The 18,554-nt window shown below is 52.1% G+C and carries 17 protein-coding genes; 4 read left to right on the top strand and 13 right to left on the bottom strand.

Features of this window, described 5'->3' with window-relative positions:
• Positions 1–103: 103 nt before the first annotated feature.
• The 9 genes from ACGHM3_RS24560 to ACGHM3_RS24520 form a co-directional block, all read right to left on the bottom strand.
• Positions 104–1,678 carry a S41 family peptidase gene (locus ACGHM3_RS24560; protein WP_345420609.1) on the bottom strand — a complete coding sequence of 525 codons (1,575 nt, stop codon included), beginning with the start codon at positions 1,676–1,678 and terminating at the stop codon, positions 104–106.
• A 33-nt stretch (positions 1,679–1,711) separates the two neighbouring features.
• Positions 1,712–1,924 carry a hypothetical protein gene (locus ACGHM3_RS24555; RefSeq protein WP_345420612.1) on the bottom strand — a complete coding sequence of 71 codons (213 nt, stop codon included), beginning with the start codon at positions 1,922–1,924 and terminating at the stop codon, positions 1,712–1,714.
• Entirely contained in the window at positions 1,918–2,493 is a 576-nt protein-coding gene (locus ACGHM3_RS24550; RefSeq protein WP_345420616.1) for an outer membrane beta-barrel protein, read from the bottom strand. The genes ACGHM3_RS24555 and ACGHM3_RS24550 overlap by 7 nt, the downstream gene beginning before the upstream one ends.
• Before the next feature lie 143 nt (positions 2,494–2,636).
• Positions 2,637–5,309: a LuxR C-terminal-related transcriptional regulator gene (locus tag ACGHM3_RS24545; RefSeq protein WP_345420619.1), complete on the bottom strand. Its 2,673-nt coding sequence runs from the start codon at positions 5,307–5,309 to the stop codon at positions 2,637–2,639.
• A gap of 260 nt (positions 5,310–5,569) precedes the next feature.
• Positions 5,570–6,013, bottom strand: coding sequence for a CopD family protein (locus tag ACGHM3_RS24540; RefSeq protein WP_345420622.1), 444 nt, complete (start codon positions 6,011–6,013; stop codon positions 5,570–5,572).
• A 203-nt stretch (positions 6,014–6,216) separates the two neighbouring features.
• The gene (locus tag ACGHM3_RS24535; RefSeq protein ID WP_345420625.1) at positions 6,217–6,504 is read right to left on the bottom strand and encodes a hypothetical protein; all 288 of its coding nucleotides are present in this window, start codon (positions 6,502–6,504) and stop codon (positions 6,217–6,219) included.
• A gap of 93 nt (positions 6,505–6,597) precedes the next feature.
• Entirely contained in the window at positions 6,598–7,035 is a 438-nt protein-coding gene (locus ACGHM3_RS24530) for a nucleoside deaminase (protein WP_345420628.1), read from the bottom strand.
• Positions 7,036–7,154: 119 nt separating this feature from the next.
• Entirely contained in the window at positions 7,155–7,730 is a 576-nt protein-coding gene (locus ACGHM3_RS24525; protein WP_345420631.1) for a hypothetical protein, read from the bottom strand.
• 203 nt (positions 7,731–7,933) lie between these two features.
• Complete coding sequence (locus ACGHM3_RS24520; protein WP_345420634.1) at positions 7,934–8,302, bottom strand: DUF3192 domain-containing protein; 369 nt, start codon at positions 8,300–8,302, stop codon at positions 7,934–7,936.
• Between the two features lie 371 nt (positions 8,303–8,673).
• Here ACGHM3_RS24520 and ACGHM3_RS24515 point away from each other — a divergent pair, with 371 nt between their 5' ends.
• Entirely contained in the window at positions 8,674–10,008 is a 1,335-nt protein-coding gene (locus tag ACGHM3_RS24515; RefSeq protein ID WP_345420637.1) for a hypothetical protein, read from the top strand.
• A 53-nt stretch (positions 10,009–10,061) separates the two neighbouring features.
• Here the strand turns inward: ACGHM3_RS24515 and ACGHM3_RS24510 are convergent, their stop codons facing one another.
• A complete protein-coding gene (locus ACGHM3_RS24510) occupies positions 10,062–11,030 on the bottom strand; it encodes a nitronate monooxygenase family protein (RefSeq protein WP_345420640.1) in 969 nt (322 codons plus the stop codon).
• A gap of 262 nt (positions 11,031–11,292) precedes the next feature.
• Here ACGHM3_RS24510 and ACGHM3_RS24505 point away from each other — a divergent pair, with 262 nt between their 5' ends.
• Positions 11,293–12,039, top strand: a complete 747-nt coding sequence (locus ACGHM3_RS24505; protein ID WP_345420643.1) for a glutathione S-transferase — start codon at positions 11,293–11,295, stop codon at positions 12,037–12,039.
• Positions 12,040–12,097: 58 nt separating this feature from the next.
• On the opposite strand, the gene ACGHM3_RS24500 is transcribed toward ACGHM3_RS24505, so the two are convergent.
• On the bottom strand, positions 12,098–12,925 hold the full coding sequence (locus ACGHM3_RS24500; protein ID WP_345420645.1) for a hypothetical protein: 828 nt from the start codon (positions 12,923–12,925) through the stop codon (positions 12,098–12,100).
• Positions 12,926–13,011: 86 nt separating this feature from the next.
• Positions 13,012–13,500, bottom strand: coding sequence for a Pycsar system effector family protein (locus ACGHM3_RS24495; RefSeq protein ID WP_345420647.1), 489 nt, complete (start codon positions 13,498–13,500; stop codon positions 13,012–13,014).
• Between the two features lie 401 nt (positions 13,501–13,901).
• Here ACGHM3_RS24495 and ACGHM3_RS24490 point away from each other — a divergent pair, with 401 nt between their 5' ends.
• Both ACGHM3_RS24490 and ACGHM3_RS24485 read left to right on the top strand, forming a co-directional pair.
• A complete protein-coding gene (locus tag ACGHM3_RS24490) occupies positions 13,902–14,621 on the top strand; it encodes a hypothetical protein (RefSeq protein WP_345420649.1) in 720 nt (239 codons plus the stop codon).
• On the top strand, positions 14,605–15,771 hold the full coding sequence (locus tag ACGHM3_RS24485; protein WP_345420652.1) for a hypothetical protein: 1,167 nt from the start codon (positions 14,605–14,607) through the stop codon (positions 15,769–15,771). The genes ACGHM3_RS24490 and ACGHM3_RS24485 overlap by 17 nt, the downstream gene beginning before the upstream one ends.
• Before the next feature lie 77 nt (positions 15,772–15,848).
• Here the strand turns inward: ACGHM3_RS24485 and ACGHM3_RS24480 are convergent, their stop codons facing one another.
• Complete coding sequence (locus ACGHM3_RS24480) at positions 15,849–18,050, bottom strand: TonB-dependent siderophore receptor (RefSeq protein WP_345420654.1); 2,202 nt, start codon at positions 18,048–18,050, stop codon at positions 15,849–15,851.
• Positions 18,051–18,554: the final 504 nt, after the last annotated feature.

The following is an 18,554-nucleotide window of genomic DNA, read 5'->3' as shown; positions in this document are numbered from 1 at the left end:
TTTTGGCGCTATAAGAAGAGGGATTTTTACGGTCGGTTACGGATTGCTGACCAGCGAGCCAGATGTGGCTCGCTGGATAGAAAGACCTGACAGGATAGTCCGGTTAAAGCTGCTCCAGCACGGCTTCTATGGCGTCATCTTGATGGTTGGCACGGGCCTCTAGGCTGAAGCTTGGCACCGTAATATCTACCGGTACGCCCTGGCCCTCCAGCCATTGACCTTCGGGGGTGAGGTAAAACTCGTTGGATAAACCAATATGCAGGCCGTTGGGCAGAGTCCATTCCAGCACATCGGAAAAGGCGCCGTGGGTGGCTTCCCCTACCAGGGTGACCTGGCTCATGGCTGACATCGCCAAGGTAAAGGTTTCCGCAGCCGACACCGTGTTGGGCGACACCAATAGGTATACCGGGCCGGCATAGGTCATGTTACCACGGGGGCTGATGACCACATCCATGGGCTCGGTGCGCGCACTTCCCAGGCGTGCTTGCTTGCGGTAGGCGAGCACATCCTGTTGCGCGAAGCGGCTGGCGATGGCCAAGCTGATATAGTCATTGCCGCCACCATTGGTGCGCACATCGATAATCAACGCGCTCACATCGGCTAAATCGGTGAGGGCTTGGTCCATGATGGCGTCGATATGATCGATGGCGCTTTCGGTGCTGGCCAGGTCATCCAGCTCTGCCGCGTCGTCATCGCCGTAGCCTGTCATGGCGGCAATGTGTAAATAGCCGATGCCCTGGTTGCTAAACCACGTCACTAAGCCGTTATCCGAGCGCTGAATGTCCTCCGGTTGCTCGGCGTAATTCAAAGTGATGGCCTCAATCAGTTCTAGCTCCGAGTCCACATAATAGGTGATATCGTCGATTTGCTGGCTGGTGAGGTCATTGGCGTTCACCGGCGTGGTGATGCCCAGCAGCTGTAATGCTTCGCTGATCAGCACTTGGTCCAGTGTGGGCTTGGTAAAGCTGCGCAGGCTTTGGCCGTTGGGCAGTTCCACGTAGTTGTGGGTGTCGGCCAAGGGCGCCAACAGGGCATCCAGGGCGGCAATCAACCCGTCATCGTCGGCGCTTTCTGGCAGTTGATAGCGAAGCTCGTCGGCCAGGGAATGCCAAGTAGCGCCGACTTTTTCTAAGTCCACAAAGTACTGGCTAAAAATATCCCTAAATACGTCGTACACATAGGCCGCACTATTATCGTAGCCGGCTTGGCCAAGTACCGGTTCTAAACCGTCCAGGCAGGCCGCGGGTAAATCACTGGCCGCATTATAGGGATGAGATGGCGCGCCAAAATCGGCGTCGCCGTTTTGTGAATACCACTCCATCTGGCCGCTGTCATTAATTCTTAACGCGCGCTGCACGTCTTCGTTATCGATTTGGCTAAACTGCTCTTCTAAAAAACAATAGTTATTGGTAAAGCGGTACAGTGCCAGTGAGTCGTCTTCAATTTTAAACGCGCTGCCGTAGGCCTCGGCCAACCAAGTGCCTTGGTATTGTGCGGCTATGCTGTCGTTATTGCCTGTGGTGTTATCTGGGGTGTTGCCAGTGTTGCTGCTGTTGGAAGAATTGCTACCACCGCCACCACCTCCGCAGGCGCAAAGTAAAACGGTGGCGGCGATGGGTAACAATTTGGCCATGGGTTGTTTTGATGTTGGTGCAAAAGATCGATTGTGTGTGGTCATTGTGTTTGCCTTATGTGAACCGGTGGCGACGGGCTACTGGTTGAGCACTCGAAACGCCACCAAGGGTAAATGTAAATCGCGGATCAGTTTTAAAACGCCAAACAGCGCTGCTTGGTCGGCTACACTGCCTTGGGCTCGGGTTTGTTGACCGTGGTAGGTCCAAACAAACCCAGCCAATAAGCCCTGACAGTGGGCCGCCAGTTGGGCGTTAAAAATTAATTCCACCTGTAGCGGTTGGCTTACCATGAGTAGCCCAAGGTGAGGCCAAACTGAGAGCCACCGGCGTTGAGACTGCTAGCCTCTAAGGCAGAATTGGATACCTCCACGTCAACGTCCCAATAGCGCAAATCCGCGCCTATGGATAACCGCTCGCCCAAGGGAATATCCGCACCAATGCCTACCCAATAACCAATGCCACCGTCGTTATCGGTATTGGGTTTGGTTTCGGCCTCGGCCAGGGCGATACCGGCTCCCACATAGGGGCGTAGCCAGCTGCTTTGGTCGTCGCACTTAAGCCGTAGCCCTAAATGTGCGCTGGCCACATAGGCTTCGCTTTTGTTGCCGCTGCGCTTGTGTTCGTTACCGGCCCCAAACACATCGGCGGCGATGGCCACCGGCCAATTGTTGGCTTTAATGTCGGTAATAACCCCAATAACGCCCTGCTCATCGTGCACGCCCCAGTCGGAGTCCAAACTGTTGGTGCCCAAAAACAATCGGCTTTGCACCGGACGTTGTTCGGCCTGGGCGCCGGCAGATGCGGCAATTAAAGCCGCGGCTAAAACGGATGTTGTGATCAATGCTGTGTGAGATTTCATAACCTTGCCTCGTGTTGTTTTGAATGAGGCTATGGTAGAAATCCGGCCGGCTCACCACATCACATCATGATGTGATTTTGATGGTGATTAGTTTTTTATAGGAAGCCGTCGAGGCCGGCGTGCGGGGAAATAACTTGGGGGTATTAACTTAGCAACCCTAAAGCTTGAGCTGCGGCAACGGCTGAGCGGCGGCTGTTGACGCCCAATTTGCAGTAGATATTTTTGCTGTGGGTGCGGAAAGTATTGAGGGAAATAAACAATGTATCGGCGATTTCTGGTCCGGTTAGGGCGCTGTCCAATTGGCGTAACACGTCCAGTTCACGATCGCTCAGGGGCTCGGCTAAAGCCGGCGCGCTGGCGACGGGGCTAAACAGTAAGGCGCTGAGCTTATTGTGGATGGCTTGCAGTTGGCCGGTATTGACGTCTGGCCACAGCTTTACCACCACCGGGCTTGATAATAGTGCGCGCAGGTAGCCGTACTCCTGGGCCAGAAACAGGGCTCGTTCTAATTGCTGTAGTGCCGCTTTTTTGTGCTGTTGTAACCAGGCAAGCTCGGCGTTTGCCAGGGCTATGTCAATGGAGAATTCGTGGCTGCCCAGTTGCTCGGACCAGGGCGTCAGTGCGGCCAGCAGCGATTCGGCGGTGGCTAAATAATGCTGGTTATTTTGGCCGCTGCTTGTAGCGCCGGCCACCCGCAAACAATACACCGCCACTACCCACTGTTTGCTGGCGCTCTCTTGGGTGATGTCTTGCGGGCTAAGCGAATCAACTGCGGCTAATTGCGCTTCGGCCCAATCTTCGGCATCGGTAAGCTTACCTTGGGCCAGTGCAAACAGTGCCTTGAGTGCCGGTATGGGGGTGAATTCAATAACCGGCGAGTGGCTTTTTATGTTCTCTGCCAGATTCAGTTCGGCCATGGCTGCCGAATAATTGCCCTGTGCAAGGGCGAGGCTGGCCCGGGCGATGGGTAGGCGATGCCTGCTCTCGGCCAGTTGCGCCGCTGACCCCAGGTTTTCGGCGTGCTCCAGCAGTTGTCTTGCTGCATCCAATTCATTGGCCTCAATATGGCATTCCGCCCGCAACACCATCAAGTCGACGCTGCCCTGGGGAAACACACCGTTTAGCTTTTGCAGTTGGGCCAAGCCAATACTGACTTCTTGCGTGGCTTCGTTGAGTCGGCCTTGGGTGCGCAGGCAAGAGGCCAACAAAAAACGGGTGGAGATTTGCGCGCTGGCGTCATCCGAGGCCAGCATGTGTTTGCACGCCAGGCGCAAGGTCGCCACGGCATCGACCAGCTGGCCGGTACACCAATACTGAATACCGCGCATGGCACGGGCTGCCCCCTGCCAAACGTGATCTTGTTGCGGCAAGCAGGCGATGGCAGTTTCTGTGTGTTCAATGGTGGCCACAAAATCGCCCTGGGCACCACTGATGTAAGCCTGGCCAATGGCCACAATACCGGCCACGGATTGCTGTGCGGTGGGGTTAACAATGACTGGGTTGGCGGTGCCATCATCGGCCACGGCCAAATACTGTTGGCCCAGAGGGAAGTTTTCCGATAACAACGCCAGGCCGTAAAGGGCCGCTAATACCGGCCGCTGCTCAATCTCGTTTTGTGGCAGTTGTTGCATCCACAATAAAAAATCCGCCTCACTGTGATGGCTGCGCAGTTGCGGCCAATTGAGCTCTATCAGATCGGCCAACAGCGTTGGGCTGTGGCAAGCCAGAGCCGTGGTAATAGCCTCTAGGGGTAATTGGTTTTGGTGGAACCAATGGGCGGCTCGCTCTAGTACGGTGTGTTTATCTAAGCCCAATTGGCTGTGTTGATTGGCGACGACATCGGCAAACAGGTGGTGATAGCGATACCAGTGGCGTTGGTCGTCCAGAGCGATGACAAAACCGTTGTTTTGCTCTAACTCCTGCAGCAATTGGTGCGGCACCTCATGGCCCAGCACCGCACTGCACAATTCGACGGTAAATCGCGGTAAATACACCGTGCTGGCAATAAATGCTTTGGTGCTGCTGGGCAGGTTGGCCAAAACCTCCGTCATCAAATAATCGGTCACAAATCGGTTAGAGCCGGTAAACGCGGCCACCTGCGATTGGATGTCGGTTTTATTTTTAAGTGATAAACCCGCCAGTTGCAGTGCGGCAACCCAGCCTTCGGTGCGACGGCACAGCGCCTGGCTTGCTTCGCTGGGTAGCGCCAAGCCCATGCATTGGCGGAAAAAGATTTCTGCCTCGGCCTCGGAAAACATCAAATCATTGGCCCGCACTTCAACCAAATGGCCATCGGCGCGCCACTTGGCCAGTGGCAGGTTGGGGTCTTCGCGGCTGGCAATGTACCAATGCAATTGCGGTGGCGCGTAGTCAATTAATTGGGCGATTAACGCATCGCAGGCAGGGTCATCCAGAGTGTGGAAGTCGTCCAACACCAGCGCTAGGTCGCTTTGCAAATCGCAGGCGTCGTTTAAAAAAGATAGGGAAATTGCGTCCTGTGTACCGCTCTGGGCGGATTCCAATAAGCCCCAGGTGGTGGTCATGGAAGCGGGCTGTGCCCTGCGCAAAGCCGCGGTGAGGTAGTGCAGTAATCGAATGGGGTCGCTGTCGCTGGCTTCTAACTGTAGCCAGCCGAATTGCAACGCGCCGCTCTGGGCCCAGGTGCTAAGCAGTTGGCTTTTACCAAAGCCCGCCGGGGCGCATACCAGGGTAAACGGTAGGTTTAATCCTCGGTTTAGTTCAGCTTCCAGCGCTGGTCGCTCAACCGCCGATACACTGGCCCTGGGTGCAAATAACTTTGTATTAACAATGGCCATCTTGAGTTCCTTGATAACCTCTGGCTTTATTACCGTTGAAGCGATCCCCGCTACACAACACGCACTGCACAACAATAGGCGATCACATCAAATCATTATTACACACACTGTGGGCGATTTAACTTTTCAATACCAAGGCGAGAAACTAAATCCGTAGGTAACCACGCAACTTAATTAACACGCGCATTCACTGCAATTGCAGCTTCTGTCGGTTACCCATATCGTTGAAGTGTGAAGGAGCAGGGTGAGGCGAAAACGAATTAATAAAGCCAGCCGGTACGAAACGAAACCCCAACTGCCACAAACAACACAGAAATCACCGTTACCGGAACTATGTGCCAAGCCATAACAGGCAGTGTGCTGGGTGATAAGTGGGGAATGACTCTGAAGCGGGCATGGAGTGCGAACATTACAGTGAACGTAAGCAAAATGATTTTGGCTAAAATCGGGTGGGCTAATGGGTTTGATAGGTTGAACCACTGAGTAACATCGGGTTGTACTCGATGGGCCATGGCTAATCCCGTGGCAATTTGAATGAGCAAAGAAGGCATACCGACTCGTTCAAAGCCAGCTTCAAATTCGAGTAAGATCGCGGGCGATTTTTGCTTCAGGGCTTTGGGTAAAATTAAGGTCGCCAATATAATATGGCCACCGGTCCAAATGGTGGCGGCTAATATGTGCGTCAGTAACAATACTCCAAACACGTGGCTTCCCTAAATCAATAGCAATGCAAAGCGGTGGCTGATAGCGCTTATATAGCGTGGAAAATCCGTGCTCTAGCGCGGTGGTACGATAGAAACCGTATTTTGTTGCCTGTAAATTGAATGAGTTAAACCGTTAAATTGCTTGGTTATTCCCTGTGCCACGCTGGTAAACCAACAGAAACCTGTATTGTTGAAAACAGACCCTAGTCCAGTTCCACCCAGCCCTTAGTCGAATCTATATAGGCAAAGTCAGCATTCAGCGCCGTTACAAAGCGTACATCGCCGTGGGCCGGTGGATTGTAGGATTCTAAGCCCTCTAAGGCGAGGCTGGTTGCGATAGCCTGCTCTCGGTTGAGGGACGCAGGCAGCTGGTCGAGGTGCAGTTCCTGCGCGCTCCACTGAAAACCGTCCCGCTCCACCGGCGAATTAGCGTGCTTGTTGGCCAAAATAAACACCGCCGCTGTGCCGGCCATTTTTTTGTATTGGTCCATCAGGCGCTCACTGTGTGGTATGTAGAAACTCGAATGATACGTGTTTAATGCACAGTCAACGTGATGCAAGTCAAACCGGCCGAATGCTGGCTATTATTCTCCGATATCCTCGTGCCAGAGTGCGGCATTGTACTGGATAAAATCGCTCATTAAAGCGATGCATTCGGCATCGTTAATAACCACTACGTCTATGCCTCGGCTGCGGATGTAATCTTCTGGCCCCGTAAAGTTGACGTTATCGCCAACGATGATTTTAGGGATCTTGTAGAGAAGTGACGCGCCGCTGCACATGTCGCAGGGTGACAGAGTGGAGTAAAGAATACAGCGTTGATATTGTGCAGCACTAAGCCTGCCGGCGTTTTCAAAGCAGTCCATCTCCGCGTGCAATACCGCACTGCCCTGTTGAATTCTGCGATTATGGCCGCGGCCAATTATCCTGCCATCTAAAACCAGCACGGACCCAATTGGGATTCCGCCCTCGGCCAATCCGGCCCGGGCTTCATCTAAGGCGGCTTGTAAGAAACTATCCATCCTGGTGTACTCACGTTATCTAGAACAGAGATTAAAAACGACCACGAAAGGAAAGGCAATATGGAGGAAGAAAGACAGCCAATACCGTAGAGTGATATTGGCTGTTGTTGGGGCAGAGCCTAAAGATTGGCGGAAATATACATGCCTACGTCTTCAGCAGCATTGTGTAACATAACGTTTGATTGGATCCCAAAGGCATCCGTGTAGGCACCGGCCTTGCGATAATTGCCATAGACGCCTATCTGTTCGCCGGTGGCCGCATCAATAAAGATAGTATCCATTACGACTACAGAGCTACCCGCCATGGCGCCTCCCCAGAAACGTGCCGCGCCACCAATAAATTTGATTTGTTTAATCAGTGGTTTGATGATTAACGTTGTTTTGGGGGTGCTGGTTTTGTCGTAACTGTTCGATGCAAAATCAGCCAGTGACACAGCCTTAACATTATTCAACTGCTGTGTTACTTGGGCCAGCAGTACTTCGTTAATTTTTTTAGCGGCCTTCTCATTGGCGCCTTGGCCGGTATAGGGTGGTGCTAGCTCCGCCTCAACTAAAACGACGTTTTCAAACTCGCTAAAGGGTACGGAAGAACGCATTGGTTTAGCGGGGGTTTCTGTAACTTGGGTGGCGCACCCACTCAATAGACCAAAAAGCATAAACGACAATGAGATGATGGCAGCGGGGCGAAAGTTCATTTAATAATCCCTATCTATGATTTTTATGATCGGACTTGTTTGGGATGATCCCAGGCAAGCCCCTCCCAGGCGATTAGCCAACCACAATTGTCGTCTATTATATTGATTTTGCAAGTAAGGTGCTAATATACGAACAGCCGAGTCACTATTATCGGTTAATAACTCCGGTGTCGAACGTGGGGCTGGAAAGACAACTCTTGCCGTCAATAAACAATAGCCGACTGCATGGCTTCATCCCCCCAACCAATCAAGCGCCCATCCTCAAATACCAATGGTGTGGTTTCACTCTTGCTGGTTTCGCCATCGGATTTGTGGCGATGGGTGCGGTAGTAGAGTACGTAAAAGTCTTTGTCGCCGCGCGTAAATGCCTCGGTAAAATCCGGCCGGCCCATAATGTCCATCACCTGAGCCCGGGAGCTGTTGAGTTCCAGCAGGCCAATATTTTCGACATTTCGGGCCTGTTGCTTCTTCCAGCCTGAGTCGTCGTGCCAACTGTGGTCGCCATCCACAATAATGCACCCTTGCAGTAAAACGGCTGCGGTTATCGCCACCAGTGGTGTTTTTAACAACATGGAGTCCTCGGTAGTTGGATAGTTAAATGAATTTTCATCGGTATAGCTTCATCACGAGTCCGTAGGACGCGCCCCGCCGCCGTTTGGTTTACGGCCTGACTGCCCTTTTTAACGCCTGTCTATATCAATCGCTGGCCCATGCATTACCCACGTTAGCCGAATGCCATAGCGGCCTGCTATTGGTTTCATTTAGAAATCCAAACTCAAATGTACATTTACGTGTAAATTTCGGGAAACCTCGCCCCTAACCCTGCTTTAAGCTGCGTGCGCACTCAACCCATAGAGAGCAAGCGATTCTTTAATTAATTACCGGCGCCAGAATACAGCCCACAATAGCCCGGGCGCTGGCCCACAGGCTAAAAGGCAATACTATGAAAACCGTAAAAAAAATCGCAGCTGCTATTTCAATGGCCATGGCGATAGGCGGCTTGGCCACCACTGCCCAGGCGCAAAGTGATACCGAATTTAGAGGCAAGTATTTCTTCCAATCGTTTCTTGGCGCAGAGCTCACCGACAGCGGTGTTGCCGATGGCGTGTTATTGGACGCGGATTTAATTCGTGGCAATAATGCCGACGAAGCGGTTATCGCCCTGTCTACCAATCCGATAAATACCAACCCGTTTCAGTTTTTTAACGCCAATACCACGGAGCGTTCGCTGGTGGTGTTTTTTAACAATGGCCAGCCACTGCAAAATGTACGCGGGTTGCACGACCCCGTGGTGTTAAATTTTGGTGTGAGCGTGCGATATTATTTGCTGAGCGAAGACGACCTGGCGGCAGCTGGCAGAAGCATTGATGAGGTGGTCGATGTGGTGGCGGTGGACGCTATTGATCACGCGCTTAATTGGTCTGATTTTGGTTTTACCGAAGTGGACTTACCTGCGCCAGACCCAGCCCCCACCGAGGACGATATTATTTTGGGCACCGATGGTAATGACCGTCTGCAGGGTACCGATGGCGTGGATGTGTTTATAAGTCAAGGCGGTGCCCGAGACCGCATGACCGGTGGCGACGGTGGTGACTTTTTTGTGGTGGGAGCCGACGTTAATGATGGCGTGAGCAACCGAGATATTATTTTGGATTTTGAACCTGGCCGCGACGTGCTGGTGATAGACCACGGTGCGCGCACTTTTTCTGCTCGGGCACGCAACGGTAATTTTGTGTTGCAGTTTCAAGGCAGTGACCGCGACCGAGTAATTTTCCGCAATACATCCGTTACCAGCACCGGCCAGTATGAAACTATTCGCTTAAGCGATGCATTTTCCATCACCGATATTCAGCCAGAGCCGCCAGCACCAGAGCCAGAGCCCATCCCCGAACCCATTGTTGCCGGCAACGGTTTAATCAGCGTGTTAGGCACCTCTGGTAACGATCGCCTGCTCGGTACGGACGATGCGGACGCCATCGATGGCTTGGCCGGCGCCGACGGAATTTTCGGTGAGGGCGGCGGTGATTATTTCTTGTTTGGCAGTACGGCTAACAACGGCGTTACAGAGCGCGACACCATCGCCGACTTTAATATCGATGAAGACACCATTGTATTGGAACAGGGCGTGGATATTGTTGCCGTGGATGAGCGCAACACTGGTATCGCAATTACCCTAAGCGGTGATGGCGATGTTGTGTTTGTGCAGGGGTTACGTATTTCCAGAAGCGGCTTCGGCGCGATACCGATTTTGTATGAGGATGGTGCGTTTTTGGAGTAGAAAATCTAGCAACTCAAAACGGGCCAAGGTTTTTGCCTTGGCCCATTGCACATTTAAAGCTTGGCGTTTAACGCCTGTTTAGCCGCGGCAAATTCAGCGATTAAATTGGCCACGCGTTGTTTGGCAGGTACCACTTCGGTTACCGGGCCAATGCCTTGGCCACAACCCCAAATGGTCTTCCAGGCTTTTACTTCCGTATTGGTGTCGCTCATTTTGGCCAATTGCGCCGGGTCGCCCTCGGGCAAATTGTTTGGGTCTAACCCGGCGTTGATAATGGAAGGAATCAAATAGTTGCCGTGCACGCCGGAAAACGCACTGGTGTAAGTAATATCCTTGGCGCCGGATTGGGTGATCATGGTTTTATAATCACTCACGGCGTTAGCCTCGTCGGTGGCGATAAACGCCGAACCCATGTACGCCAAATCCGCACCCATGGCCAGTGCGCTAAGAATACCGGCACCGGTAGACATGCAGCCAGAGAGCAGCAGCGGGCCATCAAACCAGGTGCGAATCTCTTGCACCAAAGCGATGGGCGATAAGGTACCGGCATGCCCACCAGCGCCTGCGGCCACCGCAATAATGCCATCCGCACCCTTAGATACCGCTTTTTGGGCAAACTCGTTGTTGATAATATCGTGCAGTACGATGCCGCCGTAGCTGTGAATGGCTTGGTTAACATCTTCGCGCGCGCCCAGCGAGGTAATCACAATGGGCACCTTATACTTCACACAAATGGCGAGGTCTTCCTCTAGGCGATGATTGGTACGGTGCACGATTAGGTTGACCGCATAGGGCGCGGCGGGTTGCTCAGGGTGGCTGGCATCGTGTTCGGCCAGGGCGGCCTGGATGCGCTGCAGCCACTGTTCAAATTCTCCGTCGCCACGGGCGTTGAGCGATGGGAAAGACCCGACCACGCCGGCCTTGCACTGCTCAATCACCAATTCGGTGCCGGAAACGATAAACATGGGTGAAGCCACCAGAGGTAGCTGGAGTCGGTTTTTCAGTATCTCGGGCAGGGCCATGTCGTCTCTCTTTTATTTATCAAGATGCTCAGTATCAAGATGGTTATCAAGGCCTACGTTAGCGGTAGGTTTACGCGCCGCACGCGTGGCCAGATGTGCGGAATATAGCACGGCGGCGAAGGCCGCTTAGTAACAAAACCAACTGATACAGTAGTAAAATAGCCCACTTTGGATGACTCTGCTCGCGCGCCATAGACCCACTGGTAAAGAACCCTTACAGTGGCGCGATAACGTAATTTGACTACGAACTTGGGGACATGCCATGGAAACCGCTACGTTGATTACCCTGCCGGTAAGCCACTACTGCGAAAAAGTACGCTGGGCGTTGGACCACCTAGCCATACCCTACAAAGAAGCCGCCTACGCGCCGGCGTTTCATCGCAAGGCCACGGCCAAATACGGTGGCACCACCGTGCCGGTGTTGGCACACGCTGGTAATTCGATGCAAGACTCATCGGATATTCTCAACTACCTGAATGGCCTTGCTGATAATCAACCGCTGTACACCAGCAACGAACAACAACGAGCAGAAATCCTCGCCCTGGAAGCGCTCTTCGACGCCGAGCTGGGCACCAGCGTGCGCCGTTGGGCGTATTCGCTACTGCTTAGCGAGCCAAAATTACTGCGTAAAATATGGAGCACTAAGGTGCCTTTTTGGCAGGGCTTGGTGGTGCCGTTTATAATCCCCAGGGCGCAAAAATTAATTCGCAAAATGTACCGCGCCGATGAAAGCGCCACCGATGAGGCATTAGCCCAAGTGGACAGCGTTTTTAATAAAGTAGAAACCATCATTGCTGACGGCAGAGAATTTTTAGTAGGTGATGCCCTTAGCGCAGCGGACATCACCTTTGCCGCTTTGGCTGCGCCTATTTTATTACCACCGCAATGCCCCGCCACCATGCCTGCACTGGAGGAATTACCCCAGGCCATGCAATGTGTGGTTAATGACTATCGGGCACGGCCGGCTGGGCAGTTTGTGTTGAATTTGTATGCCAACCACAGAAAATAAATGTAGCGTATAGCACGATGTTTGGCTAAGCGGCGCTGAGAGATTAAACAACAAAGGCTCACTCATCACGACATCGATGGTTATGGATGTCCACTAACTGCGCTATTTGTTCATCAATGCTACTCTGCGCATCCGTGCCGCTTGCATTGAGTTCCGCAAGTGGCGTGATATAAGGTGTTATGTATTTACAATCTTGTTCGTTCTGTAGTTCCATAAAAACACGGTAAAACGTGATGTTAGTTATTGCTGAGTTACGTGTGCCTCGGGCGTTAATGGATTCTGCCTGCATTAGAGCGCGATCCAAAGAGGAGCGCGCTAAAAATAGATCAAATGCATCTCCTTCGGCGCCATAGGCTCTTGCTTTTTTGAGCCATAAATCGGTTTTGTCGTAGGCGCCATTGGCTTGCATTGATAGGGAATCCAAAATTTGAATGGCGTCTTTTGTTCGCCTTTGCAGAATTAAATGATGGGCTAGGGTATCTAACTCGCCGCGTTGGAAAAACTCTGGGCTACGCTGCCAGTAGGCAAATGCCCGCGCTGTTAATCTCTCTCGTTGGCCTTTTTGTGCTGCATCTATTGCGCCGGCACCAGCGGAGTCTCCGTCGGCTTGTTTTACAAAGGTCGATTGATCCAGAGCCTGTAGCTGGGCCAAGCCATCGATAACCTGGCTCACGGTTTCAGCGTCGTGCCCGCGAAAACGCAGCCAGACATTGTCGTAAAACGAATAAAGCCCTAAAATGACAGCCATTGGTAAACTGAGAAGCGTTATCCAATCCTTTCCACTTGAGAAGTCCCAGAAGGGTTTCTTTTTGTTTGCATCTTTTAGTTTCTGTTTAAGATCGGATACCTCTTCACGCAGCTTATTTAATTCTTCTTGTTGATCCATTGCCGCCTCGCTTCATACGCAGTGTTATTGTGATGCCAATTAGTACAACGTTAAACCGTTTCTCTATTGCTAGTAGGCGCGCATCGCTAGTTAAGTAACTTCACAAGTATGCTGGTTAAAGACAGCGCCCAGCCGGCGAAGCTGCTCAATATTTGACAGGACAGCCAGCGGTACTTTCTATCGTTGGTAACGCTTCTGTCATAAATGAGAATGCCAATATGATTTATTATTTCATATTCATTCGCTTGCTCCATACGTTTGCGAAAACTCTCGTAGGAGATGGCCTTGATTTTATTGGGGTCAGTCAATTGGCCCACCGCCGTGTTGGCGGTGGTGTTGCCTCTAGGCCGGATTACGCACATAGAAAAGATAATTGATAGGGCTAGAGCAAAAAAAGCAGCGCAAGCGATGGAAAAAGAAACGATTGCTAAGTTGTTGAATATATCCAGTGAGTACAACCCACCCACTACCGCGAGATTAACAGCTGTTATTGCGGTTGCTTTGGTATCTGCAAAGCGAATGTTTTCATAAATACTACCGTGTACCGCCAGGTACGCGCTAACTTTGTCGACCATGACTATAACTCTCGCTTGTTTTTGTGCTTACCATGTAACGGGAAATCCAGAATGTTGATAGCGAATGCGATGCTTAAGGTTAGGGGGTGGGGCTGCTCTATTATTTCGAAGTATACAAAATTTGGTCAATGAGAAAATCGAAATATAAGCTAAGTTTATGCTATTGCGTAGCGGCTCCGTCAGTACTGTCGGGCCAAATACTTAAACCTAGGGTATGCCATTTTGCTCCGTGGTGTCACTGGAAGATAGGTTACTTGGGGCCTAGTCAGAACAAAGCTCGAGTACAGGTTAGAGTAGGCGGCTATTTTTGATTGAACCCAACGCTCGTTATACCATCCAATACCACTTCTAAGGAATCGGCGACAACAGGCGCGGCTCTAGCCATCGCAGTCACTCACACTATGCGCATATTCAGATACATCACCCTCACCTTAATGGCTCTATTGGTTAGCGCATGTGGTCAAAACCCAACACAGCCCCAGCCCGCCCAACCCATCAAACGGGTGGATTTCTCTGGTCATTGGGAGTTGGACTACAGCCTTAAAGACGGCGTGCAGGAGCGGTTGGAGAACAACTTCTATCGCCTGCGCAAAGAGGCCGAACGCCAGGGCGGCGCCAGCGTGCGGGCCGATGGTCGGTTGAGCGTGGGCACCGGCGGTGGCCGTGGTTTGTCTGCCCGGGCCGAGACTGTATTAGCCATGGCGCAATTTGTGGATGAGGTGTCTCGCATCGTGGTGATGAGCGTGGACCAAACTTATAACGCGATTCATATAGAGCGGGAAGAGACTTTCTCATTGGATTGCGAATACGGTGAAGAAAAGCCGCAAACCTTTGATAACAACTTTGGCCAAGAGCGCTGTGGCTGGGATGGCGACGAGTTGGTGTTCCAGCTGAGCCTGCCGGAGGGCCTGACGCTGTTGCATCGGTTCTCTTTGCTGAGTACCGGCGAACACATGAAGGTCACCACCACGCTGTATTACGATAAAGCCGCAGAACCCTTCTCGCTCAGCCGCGCCTACCGCCGATTTGAAGGCGTGCCCAACCCCTACCAATGTGTGCAGACCTTAACCAAAGGCAAAGTGTGTACAAAGAGATCTGCCCCAGATGAAGAAGATATTTAGATTCCCCGTTGCACCCGCCCCTCGGCCCAGGGCTTTTTGGCTTTTACTCGGTTTTCAGTTGCTGGGTTTGGTGTTGTTGCCGATAAACAATGCCTACGGCCAAACCAGCCAGCCGGATAACACACCGCTACTGGATGTAGACATCGGCCTATTCGACCCCAACGTGCCCAAAGACGCCGCCAAGCATCGAAGCGCGGGTATTCAGCCCCTGGTGCGCCAAGCCGAATCTCGCTATTTGCCGTTTGTACTATTGCAAACGCTGAACGCCCGCGGCGAATGGGGCGTGGTCCGGGTGCGAGCCATGGCCGGCAACCAAGCACCGCAAAATTCGCCGGCAGGCCTGGCTCACAACGTCACAGAAACGGAATTCTCGCCATTATTAATTACCGGCGTCATCGAACAATCCGATGGAGAATACCTTCGGTTAACCATTCGCGCGGTGGACAGCACCAACCGCGAATGGCTCAACCAGCAGTATTCCGCCATGGCGGTGGAAGAAAATTATGAACAAACCAAACAAGATCCGTTTCAGGGTTTGTTTAATCGAATCGCGGCGGATTTGCAAAACGTAAAAGCCACGCTCAGTGCGGCACAAATACAGGCCATCAACGAAATAGCGGTGCTGCGCTACGGCGCGCGCCTGTCGCCGGCCACCTTCACCGAATATTTAACCCAGGATGAGTCCGGCCTGCTACAACTTACGCGGCTGCCCTCGAAACAAGACCCAATGCTGCAACGGGTGTTAAAAATACGCCAGTACGAATATTTATTTATCGATACTGAAAACGATCAGTATCAGCGTTTATTTACCCAAATGAAAAACAAATACACTTTGTGGCGGCAATACCGGCGAGAAATGGCCATCTATTTACGGCAAGAAGAAGCCGCCGCAAAGGATCAAAAATATCCGTTTCAACGCGGCACCTTGCCTTCCATGAAACACGTTTACGGCGACTACGTGTGGTTTAGAACCCAAGAGCAATACATTAACGAATTGTCCCAAGGGTTTAATAACGAAGTGTTGCCTACGGTGTTGGAGGTAAACGATTCTTTGGTCACGCTCAGTGGCGACCTGGATGCAAAATACGAACAATGGCAGAGCATTTTGCAATCGTTGTTTGAGTTAGAACGCGGAGAAATAGCCAACTGATGACCCGCAATTGGGTAACCGCCGCAACGTCGATGGCGCTAACCATCGACGTTGTGGTTTCTTTTTTTAATTACGGTTTAAAAAGAATACGAAGCCGTTACGCGGTAGCGTCTCGGGCTGCCCGGTTGCACCCACACATCCGAGTAAGAGTTGGTGTAGTAGGTTTTTTCGAAGGCGTTATCCAAATCCGCTCGTACCACTAAACCTTGCACCGGCTCCAGTTGGGCAAAAAAGCGTGCGGTGGTGTAGCTGGGTAGGTAAAAATCGAAGGCCGTCCAACCCAGGCGTTCATCGGTGTACTGTACGCCACCACCAATTTTGGCAGGCATGCCACCTAAGGTCAGCCCTTTGCTGATGTGCAGGCTGGCTTGGTTTTCCGGTGAGTTAATCAGCGGGTCACCCTTTTCAATGGTAGAGCCCCAATCGTTATCCGGGTTGCTGTTGGTAAAAGTCGCGTCAGTATAGGCGTAGGATAACCAAAGGCTAAGGTCGCCGACGAATTCTAAGTTAGCGTCAAACTCCAACCCTTGACTGCGAGCCTCGCCTGCGGAGCGAGAGAACCAGCCCACTGCGGTTGCCTCTGGTCGGTCGTCGTTCACCAAAATATTGCTTTGATAAACTTGGAATAACGTCAGCATTACCGTGCCGGCAACGGCCTCATTAAAGTTGCCTAAATCTAATTTCAAACCAATTTCGGCGGATTCGGTAATGTTAGGGTCGAACTGATTGCCCAGGTAGTTGGAGCCAGTCTGCTGGCGGAATCCTTCGCCGTAGGAGGCGTAAACACTCAAGCCATCGTTAACCAAATACACCGCGCCCACCTGCGGCGAAAACCGTGTCTCGGATGAGCTTGTGGTGGTTACTGGGTCTGCCAGGTTGTTGGTGAGATCTTGCTCAAAATCATCGTAGCGGCCGCCCAGCCGGATTTGAAAATCGTCGCTGATGTCGATCTGATCTTGAATATAAACACCGTTACCCTCAAGCACTTCACTGCGGTTGGTGTTGGCGCCAGGCACAGGCTGCGGGTACAGCCCGTACACCGGATTATTAATATCTAACAGTAAATACTCTGCTGGGTCTAGGCTGCTGACATCCGTGGTGGCGGCATCGAAATAGCCTGGGCGATAGCGCAGTATCAACATGTTGTTTTCGAATTTATCGTAGTCTGCACCCACCAACAGGCGGTGTCGCAGTGTGCCGGTTTCAAACTCGCCGGCTAATTCCGCGCGCAGCACAGAATATTCAGAGTCGAAATCACGATAACGGAAAAAACGAGACAGGGTCTGGCCATCCACAAAGTAGGTTTGGCGGCCGGCGAAGTTGGTTTCTGAAGCGTTGCCTGCAAATTCTGTATCTCGGTAGCCCATGCCAACCAACAGGCTCCAGGTATCAGAGAAATTGTGTTGCGCCTCAAGTTGGTGGCCTAAAACGTCGGTCTCAATGGGGCCATCGCTGGGCTCGCCTACAAAGGTCTCCCGTGGAGTAAAGCCAAACTCTTCGCTGTAGGCCACACCTCGGTCCATGGGGATTTCTTGGTTGGTATATTCTAGCTCGTAGCTGAGGCTGGTATTCTCCGAAACCTTCCAGGTTACCGAGGGGTAAAAACCTTGTTTTTCGGTTTCCACGGTTTCACGGAAGCTCTCAGCGTCTTCGTAAAACCCGACCACGCGCACACCCACATTGTCGCCAGCGCCAAGTACGGTTTGCACATCGCCTTCAATGCGGTGTTGGCTCCAACGGCCAACTGTAGCTCGCACTTCGCCTTGGGTTTCAAAACGGGGCCGCTTGGTAACCAGGTTGACGGTTCCGCCGGGTTCACCTCGGCCAAACAGGGCCGAACGAGGGCCTTTTAACACTTCAACCGACTCAATACCGGCCATATCCCGTGGGCCGCCAAAGCCGCGGCCTGCGTTAAAACCATTGACCAAAAAGCCGCTGGGTAGGTTGATGTCGCCGGCAAAGCCACGCACAGAAAAGCTGTTCCAAAGGCCGCCAAAGTTATTCTGGCGTGCTACCGAAGCAGACAAATCCAACGCCTCATCCAAATTAATGGCGCCGACATCGCGCAGTAATTCTAGGTCGACTAGCTGGTCCGCCGCCGGTGCTTCCATGGGGCTGATATTACCTTGGTAGGCGCGGCGCTCGCCAACAACAAAGACTTCTTCCAACGAGGCGTCTTTTTCGCTTTGGGCAACTGCCGGTGCGCAGAGTGCGGTTAAGCCGCTGGCAAGGGCGATGAATTGGGTGAGTGTTTTTATCTGGCCGTGATCCCTGGTCATGGTATGAATCTCTCGTTCGCGTGGTGGTGTGTGCTGATAGTGGGGTGGCCACTTTATGATACGATATATCATAAATCAACTGGCAAGGGCTGAGCGAGCAGAGGCAGGGCCGGGCAAAGGCCCGGGTTGGGTGCCAACGAGTAAGTGTTGGGGTGGAAAATGTCGAGCCTTTAATTGTCTGGATAGTCTGGGCGATTGCACTATCAAAGGCTCCTTTCTGGCAATCGGAATACAAGCGTGGCGCTAATGCTCGGGCAGATACTTAACCGCGTATACAGATGGCCAACAGCCTTTAGGAGTATAAGCTGAGGGTATATAGAGGTCTTTTTATTCTATATCGGTCGTTTTTTTAACCAACAATGACAGCGGTGTCATTACAAACTCTAGGTCAGTCCTGTAGATTCGCACCATGGGTAGTGAGAAGGCACACGGCGCTGGTTTATAAGCTCTAAAACACACTGGCGTGCCTTTTATTCCTCAGCCCAACTATTCCTCATCCCAATA

This window comes from Halioxenophilus aromaticivorans, from assembly GCF_042850945.1.
Taxonomy (GTDB): Bacteria; Pseudomonadota; Gammaproteobacteria; order Pseudomonadales; family Cellvibrionaceae; genus Halioxenophilus; species Halioxenophilus aromaticivorans.
Note: the sequence above shows the minus strand (reverse complement) of the source record. Positions and strands in the feature narration are given on the sequence as shown.

Excerpts from the sequence above, each read along its gene's own strand:
- ACGHM3_RS24555 (WP_345420612.1), bottom strand. The coding sequence starts at position 1,924 with ATGGTAAGCCAACCGCTACAGGTGGAATTAATTTTTAACGCCCAACTG.
- ACGHM3_RS24560 (WP_345420609.1), bottom strand. The coding sequence starts at position 1,678 with ATGACCACACACAATCGATCTTTTGCACCAACATCAAAACAACCCATG.
- ACGHM3_RS24480 (WP_345420654.1), bottom strand. The coding sequence starts at position 18,050 with ATGACCAGGGATCACGGCCAGATAAAAACACTCACCCAATTCATCGCC.
- ACGHM3_RS24550 (WP_345420616.1), bottom strand. The coding sequence starts at position 2,493 with ATGAAATCTCACACAGCATTGATCACAACATCCGTTTTAGCCGCGGCT.
- ACGHM3_RS24490 (WP_345420649.1), top strand. The coding sequence starts at position 13,902 with ATGCGCATATTCAGATACATCACCCTCACCTTAATGGCTCTATTGGTT.
- ACGHM3_RS24545 (WP_345420619.1), bottom strand. The coding sequence starts at position 5,309 with ATGGCCATTGTTAATACAAAGTTATTTGCACCCAGGGCCAGTGTATCG.
- ACGHM3_RS24505 (WP_345420643.1), top strand. The coding sequence starts at position 11,293 with ATGGAAACCGCTACGTTGATTACCCTGCCGGTAAGCCACTACTGCGAA.
- ACGHM3_RS24535 (WP_345420625.1), bottom strand. The coding sequence starts at position 6,504 with ATGGACCAATACAAAAAAATGGCCGGCACAGCGGCGGTGTTTATTTTG.
- ACGHM3_RS24510 (WP_345420640.1), bottom strand. The coding sequence starts at position 11,030 with ATGGCCCTGCCCGAGATACTGAAAAACCGACTCCAGCTACCTCTGGTG.
- ACGHM3_RS24500 (WP_345420645.1), bottom strand. The coding sequence starts at position 12,925 with ATGGATCAACAAGAAGAATTAAATAAGCTGCGTGAAGAGGTATCCGAT.
- ACGHM3_RS24485 (WP_345420652.1), top strand. The coding sequence starts at position 14,605 with ATGAAGAAGATATTTAGATTCCCCGTTGCACCCGCCCCTCGGCCCAGG.
- ACGHM3_RS24530 (WP_345420628.1), bottom strand. The coding sequence starts at position 7,035 with ATGGATAGTTTCTTACAAGCCGCCTTAGATGAAGCCCGGGCCGGATTG.
- ACGHM3_RS24515 (WP_345420637.1), top strand. The coding sequence starts at position 8,674 with ATGAAAACCGTAAAAAAAATCGCAGCTGCTATTTCAATGGCCATGGCG.
- ACGHM3_RS24520 (WP_345420634.1), bottom strand. The coding sequence starts at position 8,302 with ATGTTGTTAAAAACACCACTGGTGGCGATAACCGCAGCCGTTTTACTG.
- ACGHM3_RS24495 (WP_345420647.1), bottom strand. The coding sequence starts at position 13,500 with ATGGTCGACAAAGTTAGCGCGTACCTGGCGGTACACGGTAGTATTTAT.
- ACGHM3_RS24525 (WP_345420631.1), bottom strand. The coding sequence starts at position 7,730 with ATGAACTTTCGCCCCGCTGCCATCATCTCATTGTCGTTTATGCTTTTT.